The sequence below is a fragment of the Rahnella sp. PAMC25559 genome (assembly GCF_050632365.1).
In the GTDB taxonomy this organism is placed as follows: domain Bacteria; phylum Pseudomonadota; class Gammaproteobacteria; order Enterobacterales; family Enterobacteriaceae; genus Rahnella; species Rahnella rivi.
Genome location: NZ_CP192543.1, coordinates 1667070 through 1692373, shown reverse-complemented (window position 1 = coordinate 1692373; position 25304 = coordinate 1667070). Strand labels below are relative to the sequence as shown.

Sequence of the window (25304 nt, the reverse complement as noted above, 5' to 3'; positions counted from 1 at the left end):
TTTGAAACCCTGCCATGTCTTTGAAACCCTACATTGGTCGTTTCGCACCTTCACCTTCCGGTGATCTCCATTTTGGTTCGCTGATTGCCGCACTCGGCAGTTATCTGCATGCCCGCGCTCAGCACGGACAATGGAAAGTTCGCATCGACGATATCGATCCGCCGCGCGAAGTCCCGGGCTCTGCTGGCCGGATTTTAGCGACGCTTGAGCGTTACGGTCTGGAATGGGATGGCGAGGTGCTCTGGCAGTCGGCGCGGCATGACGCTTACCGGGCGGTACTCGACGCACTGTATCAGCAACAGAAAAGTTATTATTGCACCTGCACCCGTCAGCGCATTGCGCACACCGGCGGCGTGTATGATGGCCATTGCCGCACGCTCGGGTCAGGCACAGAGAACGCCGCGATCCGCCTGCATCAGACCTTGCCGGTATACGGTTTTGACGATGATTTTCAGGGGCACTTGCAGGCAAATGCGGCGCTTGCCGAAGAAGATTTTATTATCCGCCGCCGGGACGGGCTGTTCGCCTATAATCTTGCGGTGGTGGTCGATGACCATTTTCAGGGCGTGAATCACATTGTACGCGGAGCAGATTTGATCGAACCGACGGTGCGCCAGATCTCGATGTATCGTCATCTTGGCTACCCGCAACCGGGTTATCTGCATTTGCCACTGGCGGTCAATGAAAAAGGCGATAAGCTTTCGAAGCAGAATCACGCGCCCGCCTTGCCGGAAGGCGATCCACGTCCGGTAATCATTAACGCACTGAATTTTTTAGGGCAAACACCGCCGGAAAACTGGCAGGATTATACGTTGCCTTTATTATTACGCTGGGCGATAACACATTGGACGCCAGCAGATATCCCGCGTCAGAACGCTTAAAAGCACATCGGCATTCTCAAAGAGCCTGTCGTGAGCTATGATTAGCCGCTGTTTTTGCGTCACGCCATTTTTCAGTCACTATCGAGGTGTACCATTTTTACCCGAGTAGCCAATTTTTGCCGTAAGGTGCTAGTTCGTGAAGATAAAGTCATTCGTGAAGAAAAGGCTGTTCATGACGACGCCCCGCTTCATGCAGAAGTTAATCGCGAGGAGACTTCCCGTCGTGATCCTTCCCCTGTGGCTGAAGGCAATGTGAAGGCAAAAAATCCTGAGCGTCGTGACAACGACCAACGCCGTGAAAATCGCGGCCGCCGGGAAGACAACGCGAACCGGGGCGAGCGCCGTAACAACAACAATCGCCGCTCCACGCCTTATCAGCCTCGCGGCGAACGCAACGATCAACGCGGTGAGCGCAGTGAGCCACGCGCCCCCGTCGAGCACGTACAAAAGCCTCGTCCGTCGTTTGACTATGCCGGTGAAACCCGCGCGATCACCATTGTTCCACGCGATGAGCACAACATCTCTCGTCGTGACATCAGCGAAAACGCGCTGAAAGTGCTGTACCGCCTGAACAAGTCTGGCTTTGAAGCCTTCCTGGTCGGTGGCGGCGTGCGCGATTTGCTGCTGGATAAAAAACCGAAAGATTTCGATATCACCACCAACGCCACGCCGGATCAGGTTCGTAAGCTGTTCCGTAACTGTCGTCTGGTCGGTCGCCGCTTCCGTCTGGCGCACGTCATGTTTGGCCCGGAAATCATCGAAGTCGCGACATTCCGTGGTCATCACGAACAGTACGAAGAAACTGACGACAAGAATGTGTCCCAGCAGGCTCAGAACGGAATGCTGCTGCGCGACAATATTTTCGGCACTATCGAAGATGATGCCCAGCGCCGTGACTTCACCATCAACAGCCTGTACTACGGGGTTGCTGACTTTACGGTGCGCGATTACACCGGCGGTCTGCGCGATCTGCAAAACGGCATTATCCGTCTGATTGGCGATCCGGAAACCCGCTATCGCGAAGATCCGGTGCGTATGCTGCGTGCAGTACGTTTCGCGGCAAAACTGGACATGAAAATCAGCCCGGAAACTGCCGAGCCGATCCCACGTCTGGCCACGCTGTTGCAGGAAATTCCCCCAGCGCGTCTGTTCGAAGAATCCCTGAAGTTGTTGCAGGCCGGTTACGGCTACGCGACCTACAAGAAGCTTTGCGAATACCAGCTCTTCCAGCCGTTGTTCCCGCTGATTGCCCGCCAGTTTACTGAAGCCGGCGACAGCCCGATGGAACACATCCTGTTGCAGGTATTGAAAAACACCGATCACCGTTTGCACAACGATCAGCGCGTCAATCCGGCGTTCCTGTTCGCTGCCATGCTGTGGTATCCGGTGATTGAACATGCACAGAAACTCGCGCAGGAAGGCGGTCTGACCTACTACGACGCCTTCTCTCTGGCGATGAACGATGTGCTGGATGAGCAATGCCGCACGCTGGCCATTCCTAAACGTATCACCACGCTGGTGCGTGATATCTGGGCATTGCAGCTGCGTCTTTCACGCCGTCAGGGCAAGCGCGCGCACAAACTGATGGAGCATCCTAAGTTCCGTGCCGCCTTCGATTTACTGGCACTGCGTGCCGACGTCGAACAGCATCGCGAGCTGCAAAGCCTGACCGAATGGTGGAGCGAATTCCAGGAAGCCACTCCGGCCTCCCAGAAAACGATGCTGGGTACGCTGGGTGAAGATGCCGTGCCGGCACGCCGTGCGCGCACCCGCCGTCCGCGCAAACGGGCTGCTCCGCGTAAGGATAGCGGTCAATGATCCGCGTTTACCTGGCTCTGGGCAGTAATCTTGCCCGTCCATTGGACCAGGTAAATTGCGCACTGGAGGCGCTGGCACACATGCCGCGCACCCATTTTGTGGCCGCCTCACCGTTTTACCGCAGTAAACCGCTGGGGCCGCAAGATCAGCCGGATTATCTCAACGCCGTAGTGGCGCTCGATACCCTCCTCCCTCCTGAACAATTGCTCGATTGCACACAGGCGATTGAAAAAAACCAGGGGCGCGTGCGTAAAGCCGAGCGATGGGGGCCGAGGACGTTAGATCTCGATATGCTGATTTACGGCGATCAGGTGATCAACACCGAGCGGTTGATCGTGCCGCATTACGACATGAAAAACCGCGAGTTCATGCTCTATCCGCTGGCGGATCTGGCACCTGAACTGGTGTTCCCGGATGGTGAAACGCTGCAAAGCCTGCTCGCACGCGTTCCCCTGAATGGCCTGACGAAATGGTAAGTCGCTCAGCGACTTACCCGCACTTCCAGCCCCCCTTCTGCCCTGTTCCTGTACACCACCTTCATCTGATGTAACTGTGCGATCCGTTGCACGATCGAAATCCCCAGCCCGCTGCCGGTTTGTTCCTGCCCCGGTGGCCGGTAAAAACGCTCGCCCAGCCTGGCAAGATGTTCACCGGTGATCCCCGGCCCCTGATCGGCGACGCATAAACCCTGCGCATCCAGCGTAATGGTGATGTAAGTCCCGGCAGGCGAATAGCGGATCGCATTATCCAGCAAGTTTCTCACCATCAGCGATAACAGCAGCGATTGCCCGCGCATTTCCGGTGGCGTGCCATGATCCTCAAAACGCAGTTCGATCCCTTTGCTGTGCGCACGGTGATCCTGTTCAGCCAGACTTTGCACGACCAGCGAAGACCAGTCGACACGCTCGAGCGTTTCCGGTTCCGTAAAGCTTTCCAGCCGTGAAAGCGTCAGCAACTGATCCACAAGCCGCGTGGCGCGATCGATACTGGTGGTCAGGTTTTCCAGCGCATGTTCGCGCATTTCGGTGTCGTCACCGGAAAGCTGTACCACTTCGGTTTGTACCCGCAGCGCGGCCAGCGGGCTGCGCAGCTCATGCGCGGCATCGGACGTGAAACGACGCTCGCGAACCAGCATTTCACCGGTTCGCGTAAACAGTGAGTTCAGCGCATCCGCCAGCGGCAAGACTTCACCCGGCAGTTTATCGGTACTGATTGGCGTGGCGTCTTCCGGCGAACGCTGCCGCAGACCTTCTGCCACACGGCGAAGCGGCCGCAATTCCAGCGTCACCATCAAAATCAGTGCCAGCAGCAACACCGGCAGAGACGCCAGCCACGGCGTCAGCTGGCCGCTGACCAGCCCCCACGCCATATCGTTGCGGTAATCATATTCCTGCCCGACGGCAACGCGGTATTGCCCGTCCGGCGAGGTCAGCCAGACCATCCGCCAAAGATCGTCATCGCCTTTCAGCTCGACATCTTTAAAGCCCAGCGTGTCGCGGTCAAAACGGATGTGCCTGCCCTTCTCCCCGTCGTTGAGCAACATATCGCCCTGCCGGTTGAAGATGGCAAACGTCAGCGCATCATCATCGGTATGGCCGCGTGAGCCTTTGTGCACCCATTTTTTGGTGTCCGGCAGTTCGGTATTTTTCTGCTCATTCAGACGCTCACCGAGGCCGGTGGCAGCAAGGTGTTTGGCAAACAGCATTTGCTGGGTGTCGAACACTTCGTTGATGTGTTTACGGGTCTGATGCCACGCCACGCCACTGGCAATCAGCCAGGTAAGCAGCGCCAGCACTGAAAAAATCAGGATCAGCCGCAGGCGCAGACTGAGGTTTTTCAGCTCTTTCACACCGGTTCCCCTGATTGTGCATCGCCCAGCGTATAACCGACGCCGTGAACGGTGCGGATAAACCCTTTGCCGAGCTTGCTGCGCAGATGGTGAATGTGCACCTCGACCGCGTTGCTGCTGACGTCATCGTCCCAGCTATAGAGTTTTTCCTGAATCAGCGTACGGGCCAGCACGCGACCTTTGTTATTAAGAAACAGTTCCAGCACCGCCACTTCGCGCGGCGTCAGGGTAACGGTGTCGCCGTTGAGCGTGACGCTGCGCGCAGCAGGATCAAATTCGATACCGCCGTGGATCACTTTTGAGGTGACAACGCCGTGACGTCGGCGGATCAGCGCCTGTAAACGCGCCGCCACTTCGACCAGCGCAAAGGGTTTGCACAGATAGTCATCGGCACCGGCCTGCAACCCGCCGACGCGTTGCTCCAGCGCATCCCGCGCGGTGAGGATAAGCACCGGCGTATCGCGTCCGGCATTTCGCCATTCGCGCAGCAGTTGCATCCCGTCCATTCCCGGCAGGCTTAAATCAAGGATCACGGCATCATAAGGCGCGCTGTCCAGCGCAGCTTTGCCGGTCAGGCCGTCGGTGAACCAGTCGAGCGTAAACCCCAGTTTCGTCAGCCCGGCCTTAATACCGTCACCGATCATTTTGTCGTCTTCAACTAACAGAATTCGCATGGTTCCCTCCGTTTTTGCCATTATAGGTGACGCTTCTTAATCATTTCTTAAGAGCTGGATCAATGAGTCACGCATTGATCGTGCTGTTTGCCTTTCAGCACATACAGTAGAATACCGGCATCATATTCATCCGATGAATTATTCAAAGGAAAGTGTTCATGAAACCAACCACGCTGAGCCAGCTTCGCCAATGGAAGCAGGAAAAACATAAATTTGCGACCATTACCGCCTATGACGCCAGTTTCGCGCAACTGTTCGCCGAACAGGGTATCAGCGTCATGCTGATTGGCGATTCTCTGGGCATGGTCGTTCAGGGTCAGGATTCCACGCTGCCGGTCACCGTAGAAGAGATTGCTTATCACACGCGCTGCGTGCGTCGTGGCGCACCTCACGCGTTATTGCTGGCTGACCTGCCGTTCATGAGTTACGCCACGCCGGAGCAGGCGTTTGAAAGCGCTGCCGTGCTGATGCGCGCGGGCGGCAATATGGTCAAACTGGAAGGTGGCAGCTGGCTGTGTGACACAGTCCGCATGCTGACCGAGCGCGCCGTGCCGGTGTGCGGCCATCTGGGGCTGACGCCGCAGTCGGTAAATATTTTCGGTGGCTATAAGGTGCAGGGCCGCGATGAAGTCGCCGCTAACCAGCTGATCAAAGATGCGATGATGCTGGAAGAAGCTGGCGCACAACTGCTGGTGCTGGAATGTGTGCCCGTTGAACTGGCGCGCCGCGTGACCGAGGAGCTGAGCATTCCGGTGATCGGCATTGGCGCCGGTAACGTCACCGACGGCCAGATTCTGGTGATGCACGATGCGTTCGGCATCACCGGCGGTCACACGCCGAAATTCGCCAAAGACTTCCTCAGCGAAGCCGGTGATATTCGTGGCGCAGTCCGCCTTTACGTCGATCAGGTCGCGCAAGGCGTGTATCCGGGCGAAGAACATTCCTTTAAATAATCGGGGACACTATCCGTGTTGATCATTGACAGCGTGGCGCTGCTGCGTCGCGAAATCCGGGATTTTCGTAAGAATAACAAACGCATCGCGCTGGTGCCGACCATGGGCAATCTGCACGAAGGCCACATGACGCTGGTGGAAGAAGCCAAAGCGCGTGGCGATGTGGTGGTGGTGAGTATTTTCGTCAACCCGATGCAGTTCGAGCGCCCGGATGATCTCGAACGCTACCCGCGCACCTTGCAGGAAGACTGCGAGAAGCTGAATAAACGCGGCGTGGATCTGGTGTTCGCTCCTTCGCCTGCGGAAATCTATCCGAAAGGTTTAGCGACGCAAACGCAGGTCGATGTGCCGGTAATTTCCACCATCCTGGAAGGTGCGAGCCGTCCGGGGCATTTCCGTGGCGTCTCGACCATCGTCAGCAAGTTGTTCAATCTGGTGCAACCGCAGGTGGCCTGTTTCGGCCAGAAAGACTTTCAGCAACTGGCGCTGCTGCGCACCATGGTGGAAGACATGGGCTATGACATCGAGATTATCGGTGTGCCGATTGTGCGCGCCAAAGACGGCCTGGCACTGAGCTCACGTAACGGTTATCTGACCAATGATGAACGTAAACTCGCACCACAGCTGAACAGGATCATGAACGCGCTGGCGGAACGTCTGAGCCAGGGCGAACGCCATATCGATGAGATGTTGCAGGACACGGCACAGCAACTTCGTCAGGCGGGTTTCACACCGGACGAACTGTTTATCCGTGATGCGAAAAACTTGCAGGAATTGTCGGTGGACAGCACGTCAGCGGTGATCCTGATGGCTGCCTGGCTGGGCAAGGCACGGCTGATTGATAACCAGCAGGTTGATCTGACGCAGTAGACAGCGCGGATCAAATCAGCAAAGATGTTGGCCGGCTGGATATCGGATTTTTAGTATTCAGCCCGGCAGATTCTCAGACTTTTTACGTCAGTAAGGGTAGAAGCAATGATTCGCACTATGCTGCAAGGCAAATTACACCGGGTTCACGTCACTCAGGCAGATTTGCACTATGAAGGTTCCTGCGCCATCGATCAGGATTTTCTCGATGCCTCAGGCATTCTGGAATACGAAGCGATTGATATTTATAACGTTGATAACGGTCAGCGTTTTTCGACCTACGCCATCGCGGCAGAACGCGGTTCGCGGATTATTTCGGTCAACGGTGCGGCAGCGCGCTGTGCCTGCGTCGGCGATCTGCTGATCATCTGTTCATACGTGCAGATGTCAGATGAACAGGCTCGTCAGCACAAACCGAAAGTGGCTTATTTCGAAGGTGAAAACCAGCTGAAACGCACCTCGAAAGCCGTGCCGGTTCAGGTGGCATAATAAAATCCTCCCCCTGCGATGGGGGAGGAGCAAAGCAAAAATCAACTTCTCAGGCCGCGACCGCGTTCAATCAGGTACCACGCCAGCAGGTAAAACACCGCAATAAACGCCACCAGCACGCTCATGGTAAACACCAGCGGCACGTCAGAAATCCCCAGGAAACCGTAGCGGAAACCGCTGATCATGTAGACGATCGGGTTGAGCTTGGAAACCGCCTGCCAGACAGGCGGCAGCAGGGACAACGAATAGAACACGCCACCCAGATAGGTCAGAGGCGTCAGCACGAAGGTCGGGATCAGGCTGATATCATCAAAGGTTGTCGCAAACACCGCGTTCAGCAGGCCGCCCAGTGAGAATAAGATCGCGGTCAACAGCAGCGTCAGCGCGATCACCCACCAGGAATGGATCACCAGCGGCACGAAGAACAGGGAAATCGCGGTCACCAGGATCCCCACGCAGATCCCACGCGCCACCCCGCCGCCGACATAACCGGCGATCACTACGTGCGTCGGCACCGGTGCCACCAGCAGCTCTTCAATATTGCGCTGGAATTTGGCGCTGAAGAACGACGACGCCACGTTGGCGTACGAGTTGGTGATCACCGCCATCATGATCAGGCCCGGTACGATAAACTGCATGTAAGTAAAACCATGCATGCTGCCAATTTGCGAGCCAATCAGATTCCCAAAGATGATGAAATACAGCGTCATGGTGATGACCGGCGGAACCAGCGTCTGGATCCAGATGCGCCCAAACCGGTTGATCTCTTTCAGCCAGATACTTTTCAGTGCCACCCAATACAGTTGCGACATTATTTCTTTTCCTCGCTGCCGTTCACCAGCGTGACAAACAGCTCTTCCAGACGGTTCGCTTTGTTACGCATACTCAATACCTGCACACCCTGCTTGCTCAGCTGGCTGAACAACGCGTTCAGGCCCTGCTCGCGCATCACTTCCACTTCCAGCGTTGACGTGTCCGTCAGCTGGCTGCGGTAGCCTTCCAGCACCGGAAGCGGGCTTTTCACCCCTAAATCCAGGATGAAGGTTTCGGATTTCAGCTTCGACAGCAGTTCTTTCATGCTGGTGTTTTCCACCAGCTGGCCGCCCTGAATGATGCCGATGTTGCGGCACAGCATTTCCGCTTCTTCCAGATAGTGCGTGGTCAGAATGATGGTGGTGCCCTGCGCATTCAGCTCTTTCAGGAAGCCCCACATGGAGCGGCGCAGTTCGATGTCCACGCCCGCCGTCGGTTCATCGAGGATCAGCAGTTTTGGCTCGTGCATCAGCGCACGGGCAATCATCAGACGGCGTTTCATCCCGCCGGACAGCATGCGCGAACGCTCGTTGCGTTTGCCCCACAGATCCAGCTGGGTCAGGTATTTTTCGGCGCGTTGCAGCGCCAGCGGACGCGGCACGCCGTAATAACCGGCCTGATTCACCACCACCTGCATGACCGTTTCAAACGGGTTGAAGTTAAATTCCTGCGGCACCAGCCCGAGCTGGCGTTTGGCGTTGACGATGTCTTTATCGATGTCGTAACCAAACACCCGCACTTTGCCAGCGGATTTGTTGACCAGTGAACTGATGATGCCAATGGTGGTGGATTTACCCGCACCGTTTGGCCCAAGCAGGGCATAAAAATCGCCGGCTTCGACGCGCAGATCGATTCCACGCAAAGCCTGTACACCACCGGCGTAAGTTTTGGTTAACTTTTCCAGTTCCAATGCGTAATTCATAAAGGGAGCGTACCTTCTTGTGAAAACCCTGTTGTAAGAATGAGTAAACGGAGATGCCGAATCAGTTTGAAAAGTCGGGGCATTGCCCTATATTACTCCATCGCAGTCAGCTCGTAACACAGGCTATTAACATCAATGAATGACATAGAAAGACTCATCAGCAATAACGCAGCCTGGTCCAAAACCATGATTGATGAAGATCCTGGTTTCTTTGAGCGGCTTTCCCAATCTCAAAAACCCCGTTTCCTGTGGATCGGCTGTTCTGACAGCCGTGTGCCTGCCGAACGCCTGACAGGGCTGGAGCCGGGTGAACTTTTTGTTCACCGTAACGTTGCCAACCTGGTCATTCACACCGACCTTAACTGCCTGTCCGTGGTGCAATATGCTATCGACGTGCTGGAAGTCGAACACGTGATTATCTGCGGTCACTACGGCTGTGGCGGTGTGCAGGCGGCGGTTGAAAACCCTGAACTGGGTTTGATAAATAACTGGTTGTTGCATATCCGGGACATCTGGTACAAACACAGTTCCCTGCTGGGCGAACTGTCGCCAGAAAAGCGCCTCGACAAGTTGTGCGAACTGAACGTGGTTGAACAAGTTTATAACCTCGGCCACTCCACCGTGATGCAATCGGCCTGGAAACGCGGCCAGAAAGTCACGCTGCACGGCTGGGTTTACGGCATTCAGGACGGACTGCTGCGCAACCTCGAAGTCGACGCCACCAGCCGCGAAACGCTGGAACAGCGTTACCGCCAGGGTGTCTCCGCCCTGCTCAACGGCGACCCGCAATAACAAGCCGCACTACTCTACAGAAATTCAAAAAACAAAAGGCACAAAAATGTGCCTTTTTTATCATTTATTTTTCCTGCACTTACAAAGCTAACACTATAAATCAATGAGTTATATGCAGTGTGAGCTGCTACAAACCCTATAAAGATGCCCAAGTGTGGACACTATGTGGACACTCCAGCCCCGCTTTCCCCTCAGTGGATTGAAAGAAATTGAATAGACCCGGGTTTCGTAGACACTTTTTTGCCTCATAATGGAGGCCTAATGAAGGAGTGTTTATGTCAGTCAAAACGTTCACTGAAGAATTCAAAATTGAAGCCGTAAAACAGATCACTGAGCAGGGGTACCCTGTATCTGAGGTCTCCTCTCGACTTGGTGTATCCACTAATAGTCTTTACGCCTGGGTTAAGCGCTACCAGAAGCCCGAGCCGCAGCGTAAGCAGGACGATGCACTTCAGCATGAAGTAAAGCGCCTCAGGCAAGAACTTAAGCGAGTAACTGAAGAGCGGGATATCTTAAAAAAGGCCGCCGCGTACTTTGCAAGAACGTCAGGCTGAAGTACGCCTTCATTAAAAAAATGTCGTCCTTTTATGCTGTACGCAGGTTATGCCTGGTTCTTGGCCTCCATCACAGCGGTTATTACCAGTGGCTAAAGCGGCCTAAATCTTTGCGTACCCGGCAAGATGAACGGCAAACAGGCTTGATTAAACAACTGTGGCTTGAAAGCGGTACGGTTTACGGCTATCGAAAAATCTGGCTCGATATGAAAGATCTGGGTGAATGCGTCGGACGTAACAGGATCGCGCGCCTGATGAGGCTCGCTGAACTAGCATCTCAGACTGGATACCGAAAACGACTCTATTACGGTGGCGGAAAGCCTTCTTTTGCCAGTCCAAATTACCTTGAACGCCAGTTCGTTGTCCCAACCCCAAATACGCATTGGGTGAGTGACATGACTTATATAAGGACGCATGAGGGTTGGCTGTATCTGGCTGTTGTTCTTGATCTCTTCTCACGCCGGGTTATCGGCTGGAGCATGGGCGCACGAATGACCGCTGAGTTAGTAATGGATGCATTATTGATGGCGGTATGGCGACGTAAACCAACGGCAGAAGTATTAATCCATTCAGATCAGGGCTCTCAATATACGAGCGAAAGATGTCAGCATTTTATGACAGCTCACAATTTAAAAAGCAGCATGAGTCGTCGGGGTAATTGCCATGACAACGCAGTGGCAGAAAGCTTTTTCCAGTTGCTAAAACGGGAACGCATAAAGAAACGGATCTATAAAAATAGGGAAGAAGCGAAGGCGGATATCTTCGATTATGTCGAGATGTTTTATAATGCTAAACGCCGCCACAGTGCCTGTGAGGATCAAGCCCCTGCAGTTTATGAAAGTGCCTGGTTCATGAGGCACGGAACAGTCTAGGAAACTAGGGTCTATTCAAATTGCGTCCTGCAGGAAGTCCGGCGCGAAGTGAGCATAGACCATTGTCTGGTTAATATTCGCGTGTCCGGGAATTCTTTTCAGGGTGATTATGTTCCCGCAGTCTGTCGAGTCTGGATTATCAGAAAAGCCCCGACCTGGAGAATGACTAAACCGGCGAACTGCTGATGGACCCTGCTGTTGATGCCGGTAACGTTATGGCTTATATGAGTGCCAGTGCGGCGCTAATGTAGCGCGTGACGATCAGACTGTTTGCGTAGCTCGTCGCGTTGCTAATGAGCTGAATACCTGCGATGAATAAATGAAAAAGGTTGGAGGCATTTTCGCGCCACACCTTGGCGAATCTCATGTTGATGAAATGCGTACCACTCAATGACGTAGCGTGGATTCTGAGGTTTTGACCGCAAAAACGCCTCCGGTGCGCCTTGGAGTCCTGTCAATAACTGTGGGTTAGGTGGAAAGAAACAGGCTGCAAATTGGCGTGATAGCCGGGCTGGGAGCGCGCCAACACCATCCAGTTCTCATAACCTGCAAGTGATTGACTGGACAGACTGAAGTGGTCAAATAATATTGACCACAACATTAGATATTTTTTGGAAAAATTGTGAGGTCAGCCCCCTGATATTTACTCTGTTTATTCATCAACTGCTATTAATTGTCTTCGTATGTATAGGCGAAATAGTAGAGTAACTCCTATTGCAAGCAAGGCTGAAACAGTCAGCGCTGTATTTAGGTATAGGTCTAAAATTCCCTCTGCATCATAGATACCAAAGAACCACGCAAAGTTGTGCATTGCGTCCTCAGTGATGAAGTTATCAATTACCTGAGTGATTAAAGTGAACACGACGATAAATATCAGTAAGTAACCCACAGCACCAAAGAACCGTTTGACCCATTTCATTACACTGTTACTTTCATGATACCGTGAGCCCTCAATGAGGTTCCCGGCACGCCGATCATCGATGTGTTTAACAATGCAGCTCTTAGATAATCAAAATCTGCGAGTGCCGTCATTGTGATACAGCCTTCACTTAAAGCTTGTGGCCCGATGGGATGAAGGCGGAAATTCCCACGTTTGACACCTTCAATGAAGGTGTCATCATTGATTTTTCCGTCATCACGATAAAGTGAAAACCATTCTTCCCGACCTGCTCCGTAATAGTATTTCAAAGCAGCCATACGCAAGCTTCCTAAGCGTCCTCCAGACTCCCGACTAACAATAAAATAGCGCCCCGTTGGCAAGGCTCCGGTCATTGAGACATTGGTTAAGGTAGGATTGTTTCGTCCAACCATTCGACCTGAGAATGCAGGAAAATTACCGACTCCTGCACAGCTCAAAATGGAAGTTTCCATGCCATTCAGCACAAAACTACAATTAAGAGCCATTTAAGCTGTCACCCTTTCATTCCAGGCGTCGGTAAAAATTACGTTGCCGTCACAATATTTCCATGTGATTTTTTCGTATCGAAACTCAACACTTTCGTTGTGATTATGCTTCTCGAAGGCAGGATTTTTGATGTGGTGCATTGTCGGACAGATTGATACAACTTTTACGCCTTCAAGCAGCATGTTGAAGTATTCAACTTCCTGGCCTGCATCGTTGATCTTGTACCATTTAAATTCGGCAGAGTGGAGAGTCTGGCCGGTGGCTGTTGCTTTGTAGAGATAAGGGCTGGAGCTGTCGAATTCTTTCTCAAAACCTAATGCCGCATGTATGCGTGTGCCGGTGATCTTGCCTGTAGCTCCGTCAGTTGGAAGATGTACAGAGTGGCCGAAACCTTGAATCTCAATTGAGCCTTCTCGACCATTTACATCAACAGAACCTTTGATATCTGCTCCGCCGTCATCCTTCAACCATAAATATGCTGGTATAGCCATTATTAACAACTCCTTATGTTTTGTGGGAAAAACATACACCTCAAAAGCCACTTGAACAATATGGACTTCTACCGCAAGGCAAAGATTGTCTATTTTGCCGGCGAAGCATTTAGGTGGCAGATAATTGCCATGCATAACATTGAGAAATATATGGAAATCATATCTAAAAAAATCCACCACATTGTATAAACACACAGTTAAATGGGGTGGGGATGGAAGGATTACAAACAGCTGCATTGTTAGAGAGGATCGCGTTAATTGCCAAATTAGCCACATCTACAGATTGCCATCATGATGAACTCGAGAGAGTTGCCATTTGGATTGCGGAAATGGCGGTAACCGCAAAAAAGGACTTACTTGCCGTTATCTTCAACGTCGATGCTGGCCTGAACCGGGGCGGGTGCATGGTCTGCGTCGGTAAAATCAACGACGACCTCTCAGGAATATCGTTATCCCATCCGAGAAATAATCAACAGGGCTTTTGGCTGGCGATTACCGTTTACTCGCCTACTATATTATCTGGTGAGCATTACTTATAGGGCGGTTATAAAGCCTTTTTGCTCGTTATATTTAATGATTGATTTTTCTGGGGAAGGATAAATAGTTGAAAACTAAAATGAAGCTTTTTCTCTTTAGTGGGATCGCTGGCAGCTATGGGTTATTTAATCCTGTGAATGCTCTGGCAGCCTGTACTCCCGCGGTGGGGAATGACGTAAGCATAACCTGTGATGGAATAATAAATACCCAGCAATCCTTTACTGATGCAAGTGGTATCACTGCGACGATTATTCCCCGTACGCAAATTACTCTTACTGAACAGGATACGCCTGCCTTTTATTTCAATACCTCATCCAGCCGCCTTCAAAACCAGGGCAACATTACTACAGACGCCATCACCAGTGATGGTGTGGCTTTAGAGACCCTCAGTGCGTTCACTTTAATCAACGACGCCTCCATAGGCACTTCGGGCAGTAATTCCAACGCCGTCCATTTGTCGGGTGTTTTTGATAGCACCATTACCAACAATGGACAGTTAAGCACAACGGGGAACGTCAGTTCAGGGATCCTCTTAGATGCAAACATCGGCAATAACACCTTAAATAACAATGGCGTTATTACCACTACCGGTGCTCAATCCCATGGTATCTGGGTCACAGGAGAGAGTCGGAACATCGCAATCAACAACAGCGGAAGCATCACAGCAAGCGGTCCAAGCAGTTCCGGTATCTTCGTTGATACGGCCACAACGACGGCTGAAGATGTCGCGGTGGTAAACAGTTCATCAGGTGTGATCTACTCTGAGACTGACGATGGTATTAACTTTAGCCGTGATTCAACCGGTACCATTGATAACGCAGGGATAATTGAAGCGGCTGATAGCGGTATTTCTTTGCAGGATAACGCGCAAGTCTCACGCATTATCAATGATGGGATTATTGCTGCCGGGCGCGGAGGGATTACCCTTGACGATACCAGCGGAACCAATTTACTCCTTAACCGCGGTGTTATTGGTTCAATCGAAGGGGATGCGATTCGTGTCAGTGAGACCAGCACCGTTACTAACGGTATTAATAACGAAGGCATTATTATTGGCAGAGTAGATGCTCCGGCAACGAATATGAGCAACAGTGGCCTGTTTGATTTGCTCAATAATAATTCCCCTTCACGCGTGGCCAACTATAGCCAGTCTTCAAATGCCTTCTTGGCATTGCAGGCTGAGAATGCCACTAATTATGGGCAATTGCAGGTTGCCGGAACAGCATCGCTGGCGGGTAATACCATTGTGGTGACCAATGGTAGCCAGGACTTTAGCAATGGCGATTTGTTGAGTGATGTGGTCACCTCCTCAAGCCTTGTCGGTACCCCGACATCGGTGATTGATGACTCTCTGCGCTTCCAGTTTGTACAAGAGATGACACCCACAAGTTACTCATTACGCATCGTCGATACAGGACTTACCAGCGTACAAACGGCGGTCACCACGCAAACCGCTTCACCGACGGCCTCCCGTATCGGTGGCGCCATCGACCAGATTATAGCCAAAACAACTTCCGCTGGTGAAGGCACCAGCCCGGGTACTCTTCCCGGCGCAAACCCGGACACCGGCGGCAACGGTAACGAGTCCAGCTATTGCTCTGGCGCGTTAGGGGCGACGGTCTGCGCCATCACTTCCTCCTCGAACGCACAACAGGTTTACCGTAACGTCGTGCAGTTAGGGCCGTTGATGAACGGTATGCTGCCTTATGCCGAGTTAAATAATGCGCGTGCCTTTGGCAATATTGTGGACTCTCGCCAGGATTCGGTGCGGGAGTCTGGTCAATACGAAGAGTTTAATCCCGAGAAGTATTTATGGATCAGGCCGGTAGGTCGATGGGATAACCAGGAACAACGTGACGGGCTGGATGGTTATAAATCTGATACTCGCGGTATCGCCATTGGCGCCGATGTGCCGGTATTACAACAGGCTCGCGTGGGTGTGGCAGTGGGCACCAGCCGCACCGATGTGAAGGATACTTCAGACGATTTCCGCCATGATGCGCAGATTGAAAGCTGGAATACCTTGCTTTATGGCAGCGTTGACTTCACTCCCGCCACATCCCTGACCTGGAAAGCGGGCTACGGGCGCGACAGCGTTGACGGTAATCGTTACCTGAACATCATTAACCCGTCGTCCTCTGACCTGGCTTTTGGCGGCGTGGCGCGTTCCAGCTATGACAGCCGTAATCTGCAGGCGGGCCTCGGTTTACAGAGCATCTTCAAACTGACGGACGATTTGACCCTGACGCCGATAGTGCGTGGCGACTACTACAGTATCAAGGACAAAGGCTACACCGAGAAAAATGCCAGCGATCTGGGTCTGGATGTGGATGGGCAGACGCTTGAAGCGATGATTGTTTCCACCAAAGCCAAGCTGGGTTTCCAGGTGTCTGACTTTGTGAATGTGCATGCGACGGCGGGTGTGGGGTATGACACCATCAATGACCGTAGCGCCAACCGGATCTCCTTTACCGGCAGCCCTGATACCCCGATCACCTACCAGAGCATGGAGCAGAGCCCGTGGATTGGGATGGCGGGCGTAGGCGTGACCGCAAAGTTCACTGACCAACTGGACGGCACCGTTCAATACGATTCAGAGCAACGCTCCAGCTTCTTCAGCCAAAGCATTGCCGTTAAGGTGCGTTACGCTTTCTGATAACAATCTGAATTCACGGACTGACCAAAGCCACCCGCAACCGCAGGTGGCTTTTTTTTGACTTCCCCCAAAGGACGATGATGGGAGCCGCTGGTAAAACAAAGAGTTTCCTGTGCTACGTCGGTTTTTTAGGCGGCGCGCCCTGCAACATCCAAAATTTCCTGCACTTACAAAGCTATCAAGATAAATCAATGAGTTATATCTTGTGCAAGCCGCCTAAGACCTTCAACGATGCTCAGGCGTGAACAGGATGTGGGCACTCAATGTAAGGATTGTGTATGACTATCCATAACGTTCTTTACAACAGAAATCTCCGTTTAAATGACACAAAACAAATTAATATCATTCGTTAATAATATAATGCGCTGAGATTTTAAGGTGTTAAGGAAAGTTGATGGAATTGAATAAAGAGGAAGCAGAGGTAGTTGCGGGGTTTATAGCCGCCAACTGGTCGGCATTTTCACAGGCAGCAGAGGAAGTGATGTCCGTCTGCGCCCTGCACCGGCTGGCCGAAAAATTAGAGCTTGAGAATGTCTGACTTGTTTTAGAACCCGGCGCCCCGGTCATTGATGAAGCCAGTCATGCAGCACGTAAATAATCAAAACCGGATTGAAATGAAAGCACGATTCAGCCAATCCCCTTGAATCCATTCAGAAAGGACCGTTCAAACCCTGGGTGTTTGTCACCTGTTCTGGATAAAAAAACGGCCTTCACACTGAAGGCCGTTTTTATTCGAATGAATTACTGCCCGCGCCGAAATGGCTAAAACGGATAGCCAGACACTACTCGTCAAGCATCACAACTTTGCCCACATACGGCAGATGGCGGTAGCGCTGGGCGTAGTCGATGCCGTAGCCGACAACAAATTCGTCGGGGATGGCGAAACCCACGTATTCCACTTTCACGTCCACTTCGCGGCGTTCTGGTTTATCCAGCAGCGTACAGATGGCGAGGGATTTCGGGCCGCGCAGTTGCAGGAGTTCGCGCACTTTGCTCAGCGTGTTACCGGAATCGATGATGTCTTCGACGATCAGAACGTCTTTACCGCGAATGTCTTCGTCGAGATCTTTAAGGATCTTCACGTCGCGGGTGGTGGACATGCCGTTGCCGTAGCTGGAAGCGGTCATGAAGTCGACTTCGTGCGGCACATCGACAGTGCGGCACAGGTCAGCCATAAACATGAAGGAACCGCGCAGCAGCCCAACCAGCACCATTTCGCTGCCGCTGTCGCGGTAGTGTTCGGTGATTTCACGGCCCAACTCGGCAATTCGGGTTTTGACTTCCTGCTCGGAAATCATGACGTCTACGCGATGTTTCATATAAAGACTAACCACCTGATTTGAGGATATTTATCGCCGTTTTTCAGCAAAACGGCGACCTTGAAGCGGAAAGGATTATATCAAAGAACCCGGCGACGGGTCACGCGCCGGGCGGGTACGGGTAGGATTTTATGCAGAAACGGTAAATCCGAGCATCATGCCGGTGTCTTCGTGTTCCAGCAGATGGCAGTGCGCCATGTATGCATGTTGCTTATCCGCCAGATGATTAAAGCGCACCAGCACTTCGCTGCGTGCACCTTCAACGCGCACGATATCTTTCCAGCCCTGACGATGCGGCGCCACCGGCTGACCGTTTTCAGAAAGAATACGGAACTGGGTGCCGTGGATATGGAACGGATGCAGCATCATGTCGCCTTCGCCCGAGAGGGTCCATTTCTCGTACTGGCCCTGCTTCACATCGAATGCAGGCACATTCATGTCGTAGGCTTTGCCATTGATTTTATTGCCCTGCATGAAATCGTATTTGCCGGAAGCTTTGCTCATGTCCATGCCCGCCATCCCGCCGTGGGCATCGTGACCGCTATCAGACATGCCTGGCATGGCGGCCATCTCACCATCGCCGTGATCCATGCTCATGCCGGCCATTGCGTTGTGTCCATACTTCGCCATCAGCGCGGCCATACTTTGCTGATCCAGTTGCGGATCCATCATCAGTTGCAGCCAGCGGGTCGGCAGATTATCGACGGAAACCAGCGCCGGCAGCGGCACCAGTGTGTCCGGCAGTGTGCTGCCGCTTTGGGTCAGCGTCGGCTGAATGCGCAGCACAGGCAGCGGCTTGTCGAACGGCGCCAGCGTCATGCCCATCTGTCTGACCGGCAGCGTGACCAGATCAAAGGCTTTGCTGTCGCTGCAATCAATCAGCACTTCAAAACGCTCGCCCATCAGCAGCGGTAAATCGTTGACTTTCACCGGTTCCGGCAGAAAACCGCCGTCGCTGGCGATGACATACATCGGGCGGCCATCACTGGTGGCGATGTTCAGCGAGCGTGCATTACAGCCGTTGAGTAAACGAAAACGCACCCAGCCGCGGGAAATGCCGTGCTGCGGATACACCGCGCCGTTGGTCAGCATGTGTTGCCCGAACCAGCCCACGGCGGCGGTCATCACATCCATCTCATAATCGATTTTCCCGGCGTCATTCAGGCGTTTGTCCTGCAATATGACCGGGATGTCATCCACGCCCCAGCGTTTCGGGATCTGCAACAGATCGCTGGCTTCATCTTCAATCAGCACCAGACCGGCCAGCCCCATTGCCACCTGATACCCGCTGGTCTGGTGCGGATGCGGGTGGAACCAGCAGGTTGCAGCGGGCTGATCGAGCTGTAAAGTCACTTTGCGATTTTGCCCTGGCTGGATAAGTGCCTGCGGGCCGCCATCAACGTCACCGGCAATGTCCAGCCCGTGCCAGTGAACGGTGCTGGCGACGTCCAGTCGGTTATTGACGGTGACGCTGACCGGCGTCCCCCGGCGAATGCGCAGCGCCGGGCCGAGCAGATTGCCGTTCACGCCCCAGGTGTCAGTGCTGATGCCCGGCAAGAACTGACTCTGACCCCGTTGCAGGGTCAGCGAAATGCTGCCACGAACATCCGGCTCCAGTAACGCGGGGATCGGCAATGGCGGGCGGCTCTCGGCCAGCGCATAACGGCTCCAGCCGGGAAACGCGCTGGCTGCGCCCATCAGCGTCGTCCACTTTACGAAATCGCGACGGTTCATGTTCAGTCCTTATGATTGGAATTTGCCAGGCGCAAACGCATCGGGCGGCATTATAGCCTGTTACCCTAAACCCTGCCCCAGGGGGAAGGTCAAGCGGCGGGCCGGGCTAAAGAAACTTCGTGACCCTTTGTGCTAATATGGTAACGTCATTTTATTGCTGTTTGAGCCGAGTCTTTCTCATTTTCTTTCCCTTTAAAAGAACAAGAACACGCCCATGAAAAGAACAACACTGTGTTTGCTGTTGCTGTCACTGCTCGGCTTCTCCTCCGCCAGCCAGGCGTTAAGTGAATCAGAAGCCGAAGATCTGGCGGATCTGACCGCCGTTTTCGTGTTTCTTAAAAATAACTGCGGCTATGAACAATTGCCGAATACTCAGATCAAACGGGCAATCGTGTTTTTTGCCCAGCAAAACCGCTGGGATCTGAGCAATTACAACAGCTTCAATATGCAGGCGATGGGTGAAGACAGCTACCGCGATCTGAGCGGTATTGCGGTGCCAAAACCGACCAAATGTAAATCTCTGGCGCGTGATTCGCTGAGCCTGCTGGCTTACACCAACTGATGACCTGTTAGGGTGCTCCGTCATAATGATGCCGGAGCCTGTACTTTCTCCTCCCTTTCCTCCCCGCTTTTCCTGGCTGAACTACACTGGATTCACAATCATTGCCTGAAATGCAACCGTGCATGCAAAGTCAGAGTTAGCTATCATGTGCGCCCATTTTTATGGCTGCGAAGGCTCAGGAGAAGTATCAGATGTCCAGGAACCCGTCATCCAAAGAAATATGGTATGAGACGCTGCACGCCCATTTTGGTCAGTATTTCAGCGTCGATAAAGAGATATACCGTGAGAAAACCGATCATCAGGATCTGGTGATTTTCGAAAATGCCGCGCTCGGTCGCGTGATGGCGCTCGACGGCGTGGTGCAAACCACTGAGCGCGATGAGTTTATCTATCACGAAATGCTGACCCATGTGCCTTTACTGTCGCACGGTCATGCCAAAAAAGTGTTGATCATCGGCGGTGGCGACGGCGGAATGCTGCGTGAAGTGTGCCGCCACCAGGGCGTTGAGGCGATCACTATGGTTGAGATTGATGCCGGCGTGGTGGAGTTTTGCCGCCAGTATCTGCCCAACCACAGCGCCGGGGCGTATGACGATCCCCGTTTCAATCTGGTGATCGACGACGGCGTAAACTTCGTGAATCAGACCACCGACACCTTTGATGTGATCATCTCCGATTGCACCGATCCGATCGGTCCCGGAGAAAGCCTGTTTACGTCGGCGTTCTACGAAGGCTGTGCCCGTTGTCTCAAACCGGGTGGCATTTTCGTGGCACAAAATGGCGTCTGCTTCCTCCAGCAGGATGAAGCGGTCAACAGCCACACCAAACTGAGCCACTATTTCAGTGATGTCAGTTTCTACCAGGCTGCGATCCCGACCTATTACGGCGGCATCATGACCTTTGCCTGGGCGACCAACAGCCCGGAATATCGCCAGATTGATAACCAGACCTTGCAGGCGCGTTTTGACGCCGCTGGCCTCACCTGTCGTTATTACAATCCGGCGATCCATCACGGCAGCTTTGCCCTGCCGCAATATTTACTGAATGCCCTGTCAGCCGCGCGCTGATACTGCATCCATAAGGGGGTGAACTAAATTGCAAAAGCTGAAACTGCATGGCTTCAACAACCTGACCAAAAGCCTGAGTTTTTGTATCTACGATATCTGCTACGCCAAAACCGCAGACGATCGTGATGGCTACATTGCCTACATTGACAAAGAATATAACGCCAACCGCCTGACGGAGATTCTCACCGAAACCTGCTCGATTATCGGTGCCAATATCCTCAACGTCGCGCGACAGGATTACGAACCACAGGGTGCGAGCGTTACGATCTTAGTAAGCGAAGAGCCGATAGATCCAAGCGATGTTGATACCACCGAACATCCCGGCCCGCTGCCGAATTCCGTGGTCGCGCATCTGGATAAAAGCCACATCTGTGTGCATACCTATCCGGAAAGCCATCCTGAAGGCGGTCTGTGTACGTTCCGCGCTGATATCGAAGTGTCGACCTGTGGCGTGATTTCACCGCTGAAAGCGCTGAACTATCTGATCCACCAGCTCGAATCTGACATCGTCACCATCGATTATCGCGTTCGCGGTTTTACCCGTGACGTGAACGGCGTGAAACACTACATCGACCATTCCATCAACTCGATTCAGAACTTTATGTCGCAGGATATGAAAGCGCTGTACGATATGATGGACGTCAACGTGTATCAGGAAAACATCTTCCATACCAAGATGTTGCTGAAGGAATTCGATCTCAAGCATTATCTGTTTAATGCCAAACCGGAAGAGCTGAGCGCGCAGGAGCGCAAAGAGATCACCGATTTGTTATACAAAGAGATGCAGGAAATCTATTACGGCCGTAACTTTTCGCCGGCGTAACCGCGCATAAATGAGAAAGGCCGGACATCTGCGGATGCCCGGCCTTTTTTATTTTTACTTAAACCTGCCGGTTTCAGGCCAGCGTCAGGTGAAACGGCTGATCGCCTAATGACTGGCGGATCTCCGGGGGCAGTCCTTTATCGCTGATGATGTCGGTCATTTCTGAAAGCGGCGTGACGCAAAACAGCGAGTACGCGCCGTATTTGCTGCTGTCAGCCAGCAAGACCCGCCGCCGCGCATTCGCGGCCAGATCCTGTTTCAGCCCGGCCTTTTCTTCCGTCGGCGTGGTAATGCCTTTATCCAGACTCCACGAGTTGCAGCTGATAAACGCAATGTCCGGATAGACGCTGCGCAGCAAACGACGGCCATGTTCGCCAACGCAAGACTGACTGCTGTCGTCGATACGCCCGCCAATAATGGTCACTTCTATTTGTTTAAACTCGGATAAAAACAGCGCGATACGCAGATCGGCGGTGATCACCCTCAGCGGCAAATGCGTCAGGTTACGCGCCAGTTCGAGCATGGTGGTGCCGGCGTCCAGCACCACCGCGTCACCCGGTTTCACCATCGCGGCGGCCATTTCTGCAATCGCCTGCTTTTCTTGCAAACTGCGCTGAAGCTTTTCATTGGTGGTCGGCTGGCTGGGGATAAACCGGTTGAGCGTCACCCCGCCATGACTGCGGCTGATCACGCCCTGCTCATCGAGTTTTATCAGGTCGCGGCGAATGGTCGCCGGGGAAGCCGCAATGGCGGCGACCAGTTGTTCTACGGTGACCAGATTATGGCTTTTCAGATAATCCATAATCTGATCGAGGCGGCTTTGTCCGGTCAACGTGATTCCTTTTTATCCTGCGCCGCTGACGTAGTATTACGCCAGTTGTACGGCCAACTGAATAGAGATCGCCATGCTCTCAGACTTGGCTTTTCCTGTCCACGCAATATCAAACGCGGTGCCGTGGTCAGCCGACGTGCGGATGAACGGCAGACCGGCGGTGATGTTAACGCCGTCATAGAATCCCATCAGTTTCAGCGGAATATGGCCCTGATCGTGATACATCGCCACCACCATATCGTACATCCCTTCGTAGGTTTGCAGGAACACGGTGTCCGGCGGGCACGGGCCGGTGACGTTAATCCCTTTGGCTTTCATCTTCTCAACCGACGGCCCGACAATCTTAATTTCTTCATCGCCAAACAGCCCGTTTTCACCGGCATGCGGATTCACCCCGGCGACGGCGATACGCGGATTGTCATATCCGACGCGGCGCAGGAAAGTGTCTGCCATCTGGATCACCGTTTCGACCCGCTCGTGGCTGAGCGTGTCGAGGAATTTGCGCAGCGCAATGTGCGTGCTGACGTGGATCACCTTGAGTTTATCGGTGTAAAGCACCATCGCGTAGTCGCGGCTGTGGGTGAGTTTTGCCAGCAGTTCGGTGTGCCCCGGATAAATATGCCCGGCAGAATGCAGCGCTTCTTTATTCAGCGGCGCGGTGGCGATGGCGTGAACCTCTCCGGCCATCGCCAGTTCGGTCGCGCGTTTTACGCAGCGATAGGCCAGATCGCCCGCCTCTTTCTGCACTTTTCCGGGGATAAGCGCATCAGGATTGGCCAGAGGTTCATCAAGCACGTTGATCACGCCCGGCGCGAAATGCGCCTGCGAGACGTTATCAATAATGCGCAGCTCCGCCGCTGGCGTGACGCCCAGCGCAAGGATCCGCCGCAGTGTTGCCGCACAGCCGACCACCACCGCCTGGGTGCCGGAAAGCTCACCTTCCGCCAACGCTTTAATGATAATTTCGGGGCCGATACCGGCAGGGTCACCCATGGTTACTGCGATAATTTTAGTCACTCACCTTCTCCTCAATAAAGCGTAAAACGTCAAGTAGCGTGTTTTCAGTGCCGAATCCGCCCGCTTTGGTCATCACCGGCAGCCGCTGGAACTGGCTTTCGAGCAGATATCCCCAGGGAACGCAGCCTGCAATCTGTCCTTTAATCTCAAACCCTGTTGCACCGAGCGCGCGGGCGACGGCCAGCGCAATATCCCCGCCGGACAAATACAGCCCGCCCGGCAGTTTTCCCGATTGTCGTAAAACTTCATCAATCAGTTGCCCGAGGAAAGCGGCGATGCGCTCGCCCATCTGCGCACGGCTGATGTGCTGAAGCTTGCAGAATTGCGCAATCTGATGCCGCTGCGCTGCGCCCTGCGACGTGCGGATCACGCAGTGTTTGCCCTGCCCGAGCGCCCCGCTGATCTGCGCGGCGAGCGTCAGCAGCCGTGCCGGTGAGCCCGGCGAAAACAGATCCAACACATCGATATCCACCAGCGTCACCGCCCGGTGCTGCCTCAGAAAAGCGATCTGCTGTGCGGCGATGTCACTCATTGAACCGACCACCGCCAGCAGCGGCAATTTTTCGACGGCGGAGCTGAGCGGCGCGTCGCCGCTCCCGCGCTGGCTGGCGTCTGTCAGCGCATGAATAAGACCCGACGCGCCGACCATCAGCGGGCGGAACGGCAGGCGTTGCGCGGCCTGCACGATACGCGCCAGATCCTCAGATGTTTCGCTGTCGGCCACCAGAATGCGTACGCCCGATGCCACCAGTGCAAAAATCTCTGTCTGCACATCGCCGCCTCTGAGCGCGTCAAGCCCGACATGGTGCACACGCAGCGAGGTTTGTTCCGCCAGCCGCGCCGCCACGCTGGCAGTATTGAGCGGCGTTTTCGGGTCGGTAGCGAATTCGGTTTCGGTCAGCAGATGGCCTTTGACGTAGCACTGCCCGCCGGTGACCACCCGCCCGAGTTCAGGCACCGCCGGCGCGACAATCGCCAGTGGGCAATTCATTGCGATCAGCGCCGCTTCTGTTTCAGCACCAATGTTGCCGCGCAGCGTGGAATCAATTTTCTTAAACACCTGATACTCACCGGAGAAAGCGGCAGCCCCGGCCCGGAGGGCACGTGTGACTTTGCCTGCCGCTTCTGCCGCGCTCAGCGCACGGCTGTCGGTGCTGTAAATCACCGCATGCCCTTCGCGGCTGCCCTGCACGCCGCGGTGTTCGTCAAACTGCACGCTGGCCGCCAGCCCCTGCCGGATCAACGCCACGCCGGTGTCATTCGCGCCGGTAAAGTCATCAGCGATCACCAGAAGTTGTGGCGGCGTCGGCCGGTCTGCGGATGTTGCTGTTTCAGCCATCGTGGCTCCGTGAAGAAGAGGGTCGGATTAATCTTGCT

At 53.6% G+C, this 25304-nt stretch carries 25 protein-coding genes and 1 pseudogene; 14 read left to right on the top strand and 12 right to left on the bottom strand.

The features are described 5' to 3' along the window. Positions 1 to 14: 14 nt before the first annotated feature. The 3 genes from gluQRS (at position 15) to folK (ending at position 3175) form a co-directional block, all read left to right on the top strand. The gene (gene gluQRS, locus ACQZQY_RS09045) at positions 15 to 881 is read left to right on the top strand and encodes a tRNA glutamyl-Q(34) synthetase GluQRS (protein WP_414071584.1); all 867 of its coding nucleotides are present in this window, start codon (positions 15 to 17) and stop codon (positions 879 to 881) included. 489 nt (positions 882 to 1370) lie between these two features. Further along, entirely contained in the window at positions 1371 to 2699 is a 1329-nt protein-coding gene (gene pcnB, locus ACQZQY_RS09040) for a polynucleotide adenylyltransferase PcnB (protein ID WP_217202858.1), read from the top strand. Beyond that, positions 2696 to 3175 (top strand): 2-amino-4-hydroxy-6-hydroxymethyldihydropteridine diphosphokinase, encoded by a 480-nt coding sequence (gene folK / locus ACQZQY_RS09035; protein ID WP_122094117.1) that lies wholly within the window; start codon positions 2696 to 2698, stop codon positions 3173 to 3175. Before pcnB ends, folK begins: the two co-directional genes overlap by 4 nt. 5 nt (positions 3176 to 3180) lie before the next feature. Here the strand turns inward: folK and qseC are convergent, their stop codons facing one another. Both qseC and qseB read right to left on the bottom strand, forming a co-directional pair. Beyond that, positions 3181 to 4539, bottom strand: a complete 1359-nt coding sequence (gene qseC, locus ACQZQY_RS09030; RefSeq protein ID WP_431297171.1) for a quorum sensing histidine kinase QseC — start codon at positions 4537 to 4539, stop codon at positions 3181 to 3183. A 5-nt stretch (positions 4540 to 4544) separates the two neighbouring features. Continuing rightward, positions 4545 to 5222: a quorum sensing response regulator transcription factor QseB gene (gene qseB / locus ACQZQY_RS09025; protein WP_136375920.1), complete on the bottom strand. Its 678-nt coding sequence runs from the start codon at positions 5220 to 5222 to the stop codon at positions 4545 to 4547. 158 nt (positions 5223 to 5380) lie between these two features. Here qseB and panB point away from each other — a divergent pair, with 158 nt between their 5' ends. The 3 genes from panB to panD all read left to right on the top strand — a co-directional run bounded on the left by panB (position 5381) and on the right by panD (position 7531). Next, positions 5381 to 6175 (top strand): 3-methyl-2-oxobutanoate hydroxymethyltransferase, encoded by a 795-nt coding sequence (panB, locus tag ACQZQY_RS09020; RefSeq protein WP_112287803.1) that lies wholly within the window; start codon positions 5381 to 5383, stop codon positions 6173 to 6175. A 15-nt stretch (positions 6176 to 6190) separates the two neighbouring features. After that, positions 6191 to 7045, top strand: a complete 855-nt coding sequence (gene panC / locus ACQZQY_RS09015; protein ID WP_431296967.1) for a pantoate--beta-alanine ligase — start codon at positions 6191 to 6193, stop codon at positions 7043 to 7045. 105 nt (positions 7046 to 7150) lie between these two features. After that, positions 7151 to 7531 carry an aspartate 1-decarboxylase gene (panD, locus tag ACQZQY_RS09010; RefSeq protein ID WP_431296966.1) on the top strand — a complete coding sequence of 127 codons (381 nt, stop codon included), beginning with the start codon at positions 7151 to 7153 and terminating at the stop codon, positions 7529 to 7531. Between the two features lie 41 nt (positions 7532 to 7572). Here panD and ACQZQY_RS09005 read toward each other — a convergent pair whose 3' ends face one another. After that, positions 7573 to 8343, bottom strand: coding sequence for an ABC transporter permease (locus tag ACQZQY_RS09005; RefSeq protein ID WP_056774725.1), 771 nt, complete (start codon positions 8341 to 8343; stop codon positions 7573 to 7575). Beyond that, positions 8343 to 9266 carry an ABC transporter ATP-binding protein gene (locus ACQZQY_RS09000; protein ID WP_390974304.1) on the bottom strand — a complete coding sequence of 308 codons (924 nt, stop codon included), beginning with the start codon at positions 9264 to 9266 and terminating at the stop codon, positions 8343 to 8345. The genes ACQZQY_RS09005 and ACQZQY_RS09000 overlap by 1 nt, the downstream gene beginning before the upstream one ends. 135 nt (positions 9267 to 9401) lie before the next feature. Between ACQZQY_RS09000 and can the strand changes: the two genes are divergently transcribed. Together can and ACQZQY_RS08990 are read left to right on the top strand one after the other, a co-directional pair. Next, on the top strand, positions 9402 to 10058 hold the full coding sequence (gene can, locus ACQZQY_RS08995; protein ID WP_431296965.1) for a carbonate dehydratase: 657 nt from the start codon (positions 9402 to 9404) through the stop codon (positions 10056 to 10058). Positions 10059 to 10333: 275 nt separating this feature from the next. Beyond that, a protein-coding gene (locus ACQZQY_RS08990; RefSeq protein WP_431295601.1) for an IS3 family transposase occupies positions 10334 to 11484 on the top strand; the annotation gives its coding sequence in 2 pieces (ribosomal slippage) (positions 10334 to 10568 and positions 10568 to 11484; 1152 coding nt in all). Between the two features lie 15 nt (positions 11485 to 11499). On the opposite strand, the pseudogene ACQZQY_RS08985 reads toward ACQZQY_RS08990, so the two are convergent. The 3 genes and pseudogenes from ACQZQY_RS08985 to ACQZQY_RS08975 all read right to left on the bottom strand — a co-directional run. Then, positions 11500 to 11601, bottom strand: a pseudogene (locus ACQZQY_RS08985) (site-specific integrase); the annotation flags it as partial. Between the two features lie 801 nt (positions 11602 to 12402). Further along, a complete protein-coding gene (locus ACQZQY_RS08980) occupies positions 12403 to 12855 on the bottom strand; it encodes a DUF2778 domain-containing protein (RefSeq protein WP_243701042.1) in 453 nt (150 codons plus the stop codon). 33 nt (positions 12856 to 12888) lie between these two features. Then, positions 12889 to 13380, bottom strand: coding sequence for an Hcp family type VI secretion system effector (locus tag ACQZQY_RS08975; RefSeq protein ID WP_431296964.1), 492 nt, complete (start codon positions 13378 to 13380; stop codon positions 12889 to 12891). Between the two features lie 212 nt (positions 13381 to 13592). Between ACQZQY_RS08975 and ACQZQY_RS08970 the strand changes: the two genes are divergently transcribed. The 3 genes from ACQZQY_RS08970 (at position 13593) to ACQZQY_RS08960 (ending at position 17111) form a co-directional block, all read left to right on the top strand. Beyond that, positions 13593 to 13919 (top strand): hypothetical protein, encoded by a 327-nt coding sequence (locus ACQZQY_RS08970; RefSeq protein ID WP_431296963.1) that lies wholly within the window; start codon positions 13593 to 13595, stop codon positions 13917 to 13919. Positions 13920 to 14647: 728 nt separating this feature from the next. Next, a complete protein-coding gene (locus ACQZQY_RS08965; RefSeq protein ID WP_431296962.1) occupies positions 14648 to 16573 on the top strand; it encodes an autotransporter outer membrane beta-barrel domain-containing protein in 1926 nt (641 codons plus the stop codon). A gap of 394 nt (positions 16574 to 16967) precedes the next feature. Continuing rightward, on the top strand, positions 16968 to 17111 hold the full coding sequence (locus ACQZQY_RS08960) for a hypothetical protein (RefSeq protein ID WP_162997792.1): 144 nt from the start codon (positions 16968 to 16970) through the stop codon (positions 17109 to 17111). A gap of 244 nt (positions 17112 to 17355) precedes the next feature. Here the strand turns inward: ACQZQY_RS08960 and hpt are convergent, their stop codons facing one another. Together hpt and cueO are read right to left on the bottom strand one after the other, a co-directional pair. After that, positions 17356 to 17892: a hypoxanthine phosphoribosyltransferase gene (hpt, locus tag ACQZQY_RS08955; protein WP_056777114.1), complete on the bottom strand. Its 537-nt coding sequence runs from the start codon at positions 17890 to 17892 to the stop codon at positions 17356 to 17358. 129 nt (positions 17893 to 18021) lie between these two features. Further along, complete coding sequence (gene cueO / locus ACQZQY_RS08950) at positions 18022 to 19626, bottom strand: multicopper oxidase CueO (RefSeq protein WP_431296961.1); 1605 nt, start codon at positions 19624 to 19626, stop codon at positions 18022 to 18024. 214 nt (positions 19627 to 19840) lie between these two features. Here cueO and ACQZQY_RS08945 point away from each other — a divergent pair, with 214 nt between their 5' ends. The 3 genes from ACQZQY_RS08945 (at position 19841) to speD (ending at position 22078) form a co-directional block, all read left to right on the top strand. Further along, positions 19841 to 20188 (top strand): YacC family pilotin-like protein, encoded by a 348-nt coding sequence (locus tag ACQZQY_RS08945; RefSeq protein WP_056777109.1) that lies wholly within the window; start codon positions 19841 to 19843, stop codon positions 20186 to 20188. 191 nt (positions 20189 to 20379) lie between these two features. After that, positions 20380 to 21255 (top strand): polyamine aminopropyltransferase, encoded by an 876-nt coding sequence (speE, locus tag ACQZQY_RS08940; RefSeq protein WP_122094129.1) that lies wholly within the window; start codon positions 20380 to 20382, stop codon positions 21253 to 21255. A 28-nt stretch (positions 21256 to 21283) separates the two neighbouring features. Then, on the top strand, positions 21284 to 22078 hold the full coding sequence (gene speD / locus ACQZQY_RS08935) for an adenosylmethionine decarboxylase (protein WP_056777103.1): 795 nt from the start codon (positions 21284 to 21286) through the stop codon (positions 22076 to 22078). 73 nt (positions 22079 to 22151) lie between these two features. Here the strand turns inward: speD and ACQZQY_RS08930 are convergent, their stop codons facing one another. The 3 genes from ACQZQY_RS08930 to dtnK all read right to left on the bottom strand — a co-directional run bounded on the left by ACQZQY_RS08930 (position 22152) and on the right by dtnK (position 25266). Continuing rightward, positions 22152 to 22880: a DeoR/GlpR family DNA-binding transcription regulator gene (locus ACQZQY_RS08930; RefSeq protein ID WP_082465736.1), complete on the bottom strand. Its 729-nt coding sequence runs from the start codon at positions 22878 to 22880 to the stop codon at positions 22152 to 22154. A 66-nt stretch (positions 22881 to 22946) separates the two neighbouring features. Then, positions 22947 to 23927 carry a D-threonate 4-phosphate dehydrogenase gene (locus ACQZQY_RS08925; protein ID WP_056777094.1) on the bottom strand — a complete coding sequence of 327 codons (981 nt, stop codon included), beginning with the start codon at positions 23925 to 23927 and terminating at the stop codon, positions 22947 to 22949. Further along, positions 23920 to 25266, bottom strand: a complete 1347-nt coding sequence (gene dtnK, locus ACQZQY_RS08920; protein WP_431296960.1) for a D-threonate kinase — start codon at positions 25264 to 25266, stop codon at positions 23920 to 23922. The genes ACQZQY_RS08925 and dtnK overlap by 8 nt, the downstream gene beginning before the upstream one ends. Between the last annotated feature and the right edge of the window lie 38 nt (positions 25267 to 25304).

Coding starts and splice junctions, on each gene's coding strand:
- ACQZQY_RS08945 (WP_056777109.1), top strand. CDS start 19,841: ATGAAAAGAACAACACTGTGTTTGCTGTTGCTGTCACTGCTCGGCTTC.
- ACQZQY_RS08975 (WP_431296964.1), bottom strand. CDS start 13,380: ATGGCTATACCAGCATATTTATGGTTGAAGGATGACGGCGGAGCAGAT.
- ACQZQY_RS09005 (WP_056774725.1), bottom strand. CDS start 8,343: ATGTCGCAACTGTATTGGGTGGCACTGAAAAGTATCTGGCTGAAAGAG.
- hpt (WP_056777114.1), bottom strand. CDS start 17,892: ATGAAACATCGCGTAGACGTCATGATTTCCGAGCAGGAAGTCAAAACC.
- ACQZQY_RS08970 (WP_431296963.1), top strand. CDS start 13,593: ATGGAAGGATTACAAACAGCTGCATTGTTAGAGAGGATCGCGTTAATT.
- dtnK (WP_431296960.1), bottom strand. CDS start 25,266: ATGGCTGAAACAGCAACATCCGCAGACCGGCCGACGCCGCCACAACTT.
- qseB (WP_136375920.1), bottom strand. CDS start 5,222: ATGCGAATTCTGTTAGTTGAAGACGACAAAATGATCGGTGACGGTATT.
- can (WP_431296965.1), top strand. CDS start 9,402: ATGAATGACATAGAAAGACTCATCAGCAATAACGCAGCCTGGTCCAAA.
- gluQRS (WP_414071584.1), top strand. CDS start 15: ATGTCTTTGAAACCCTACATTGGTCGTTTCGCACCTTCACCTTCCGGT.
- panD (WP_431296966.1), top strand. CDS start 7,151: ATGATTCGCACTATGCTGCAAGGCAAATTACACCGGGTTCACGTCACT.
- panB (WP_112287803.1), top strand. CDS start 5,381: ATGAAACCAACCACGCTGAGCCAGCTTCGCCAATGGAAGCAGGAAAAA.
- ACQZQY_RS08980 (WP_243701042.1), bottom strand. CDS start 12,855: ATGGAAACTTCCATTTTGAGCTGTGCAGGAGTCGGTAATTTTCCTGCA.
- ACQZQY_RS08930 (WP_082465736.1), bottom strand. CDS start 22,880: ATGGATTATCTGAAAAGCCATAATCTGGTCACCGTAGAACAACTGGTC.
- cueO (WP_431296961.1), bottom strand. CDS start 19,626: ATGAACCGTCGCGATTTCGTAAAGTGGACGACGCTGATGGGCGCAGCC.
- folK (WP_122094117.1), top strand. CDS start 2,696: ATGATCCGCGTTTACCTGGCTCTGGGCAGTAATCTTGCCCGTCCATTG.
- ACQZQY_RS09000 (WP_390974304.1), bottom strand. CDS start 9,266: ATGAATTACGCATTGGAACTGGAAAAGTTAACCAAAACTTACGCCGGT.
- ACQZQY_RS08960 (WP_162997792.1), top strand. CDS start 16,968: ATGGAATTGAATAAAGAGGAAGCAGAGGTAGTTGCGGGGTTTATAGCC.
- speE (WP_122094129.1), top strand. CDS start 20,380: ATGTCCAGGAACCCGTCATCCAAAGAAATATGGTATGAGACGCTGCAC.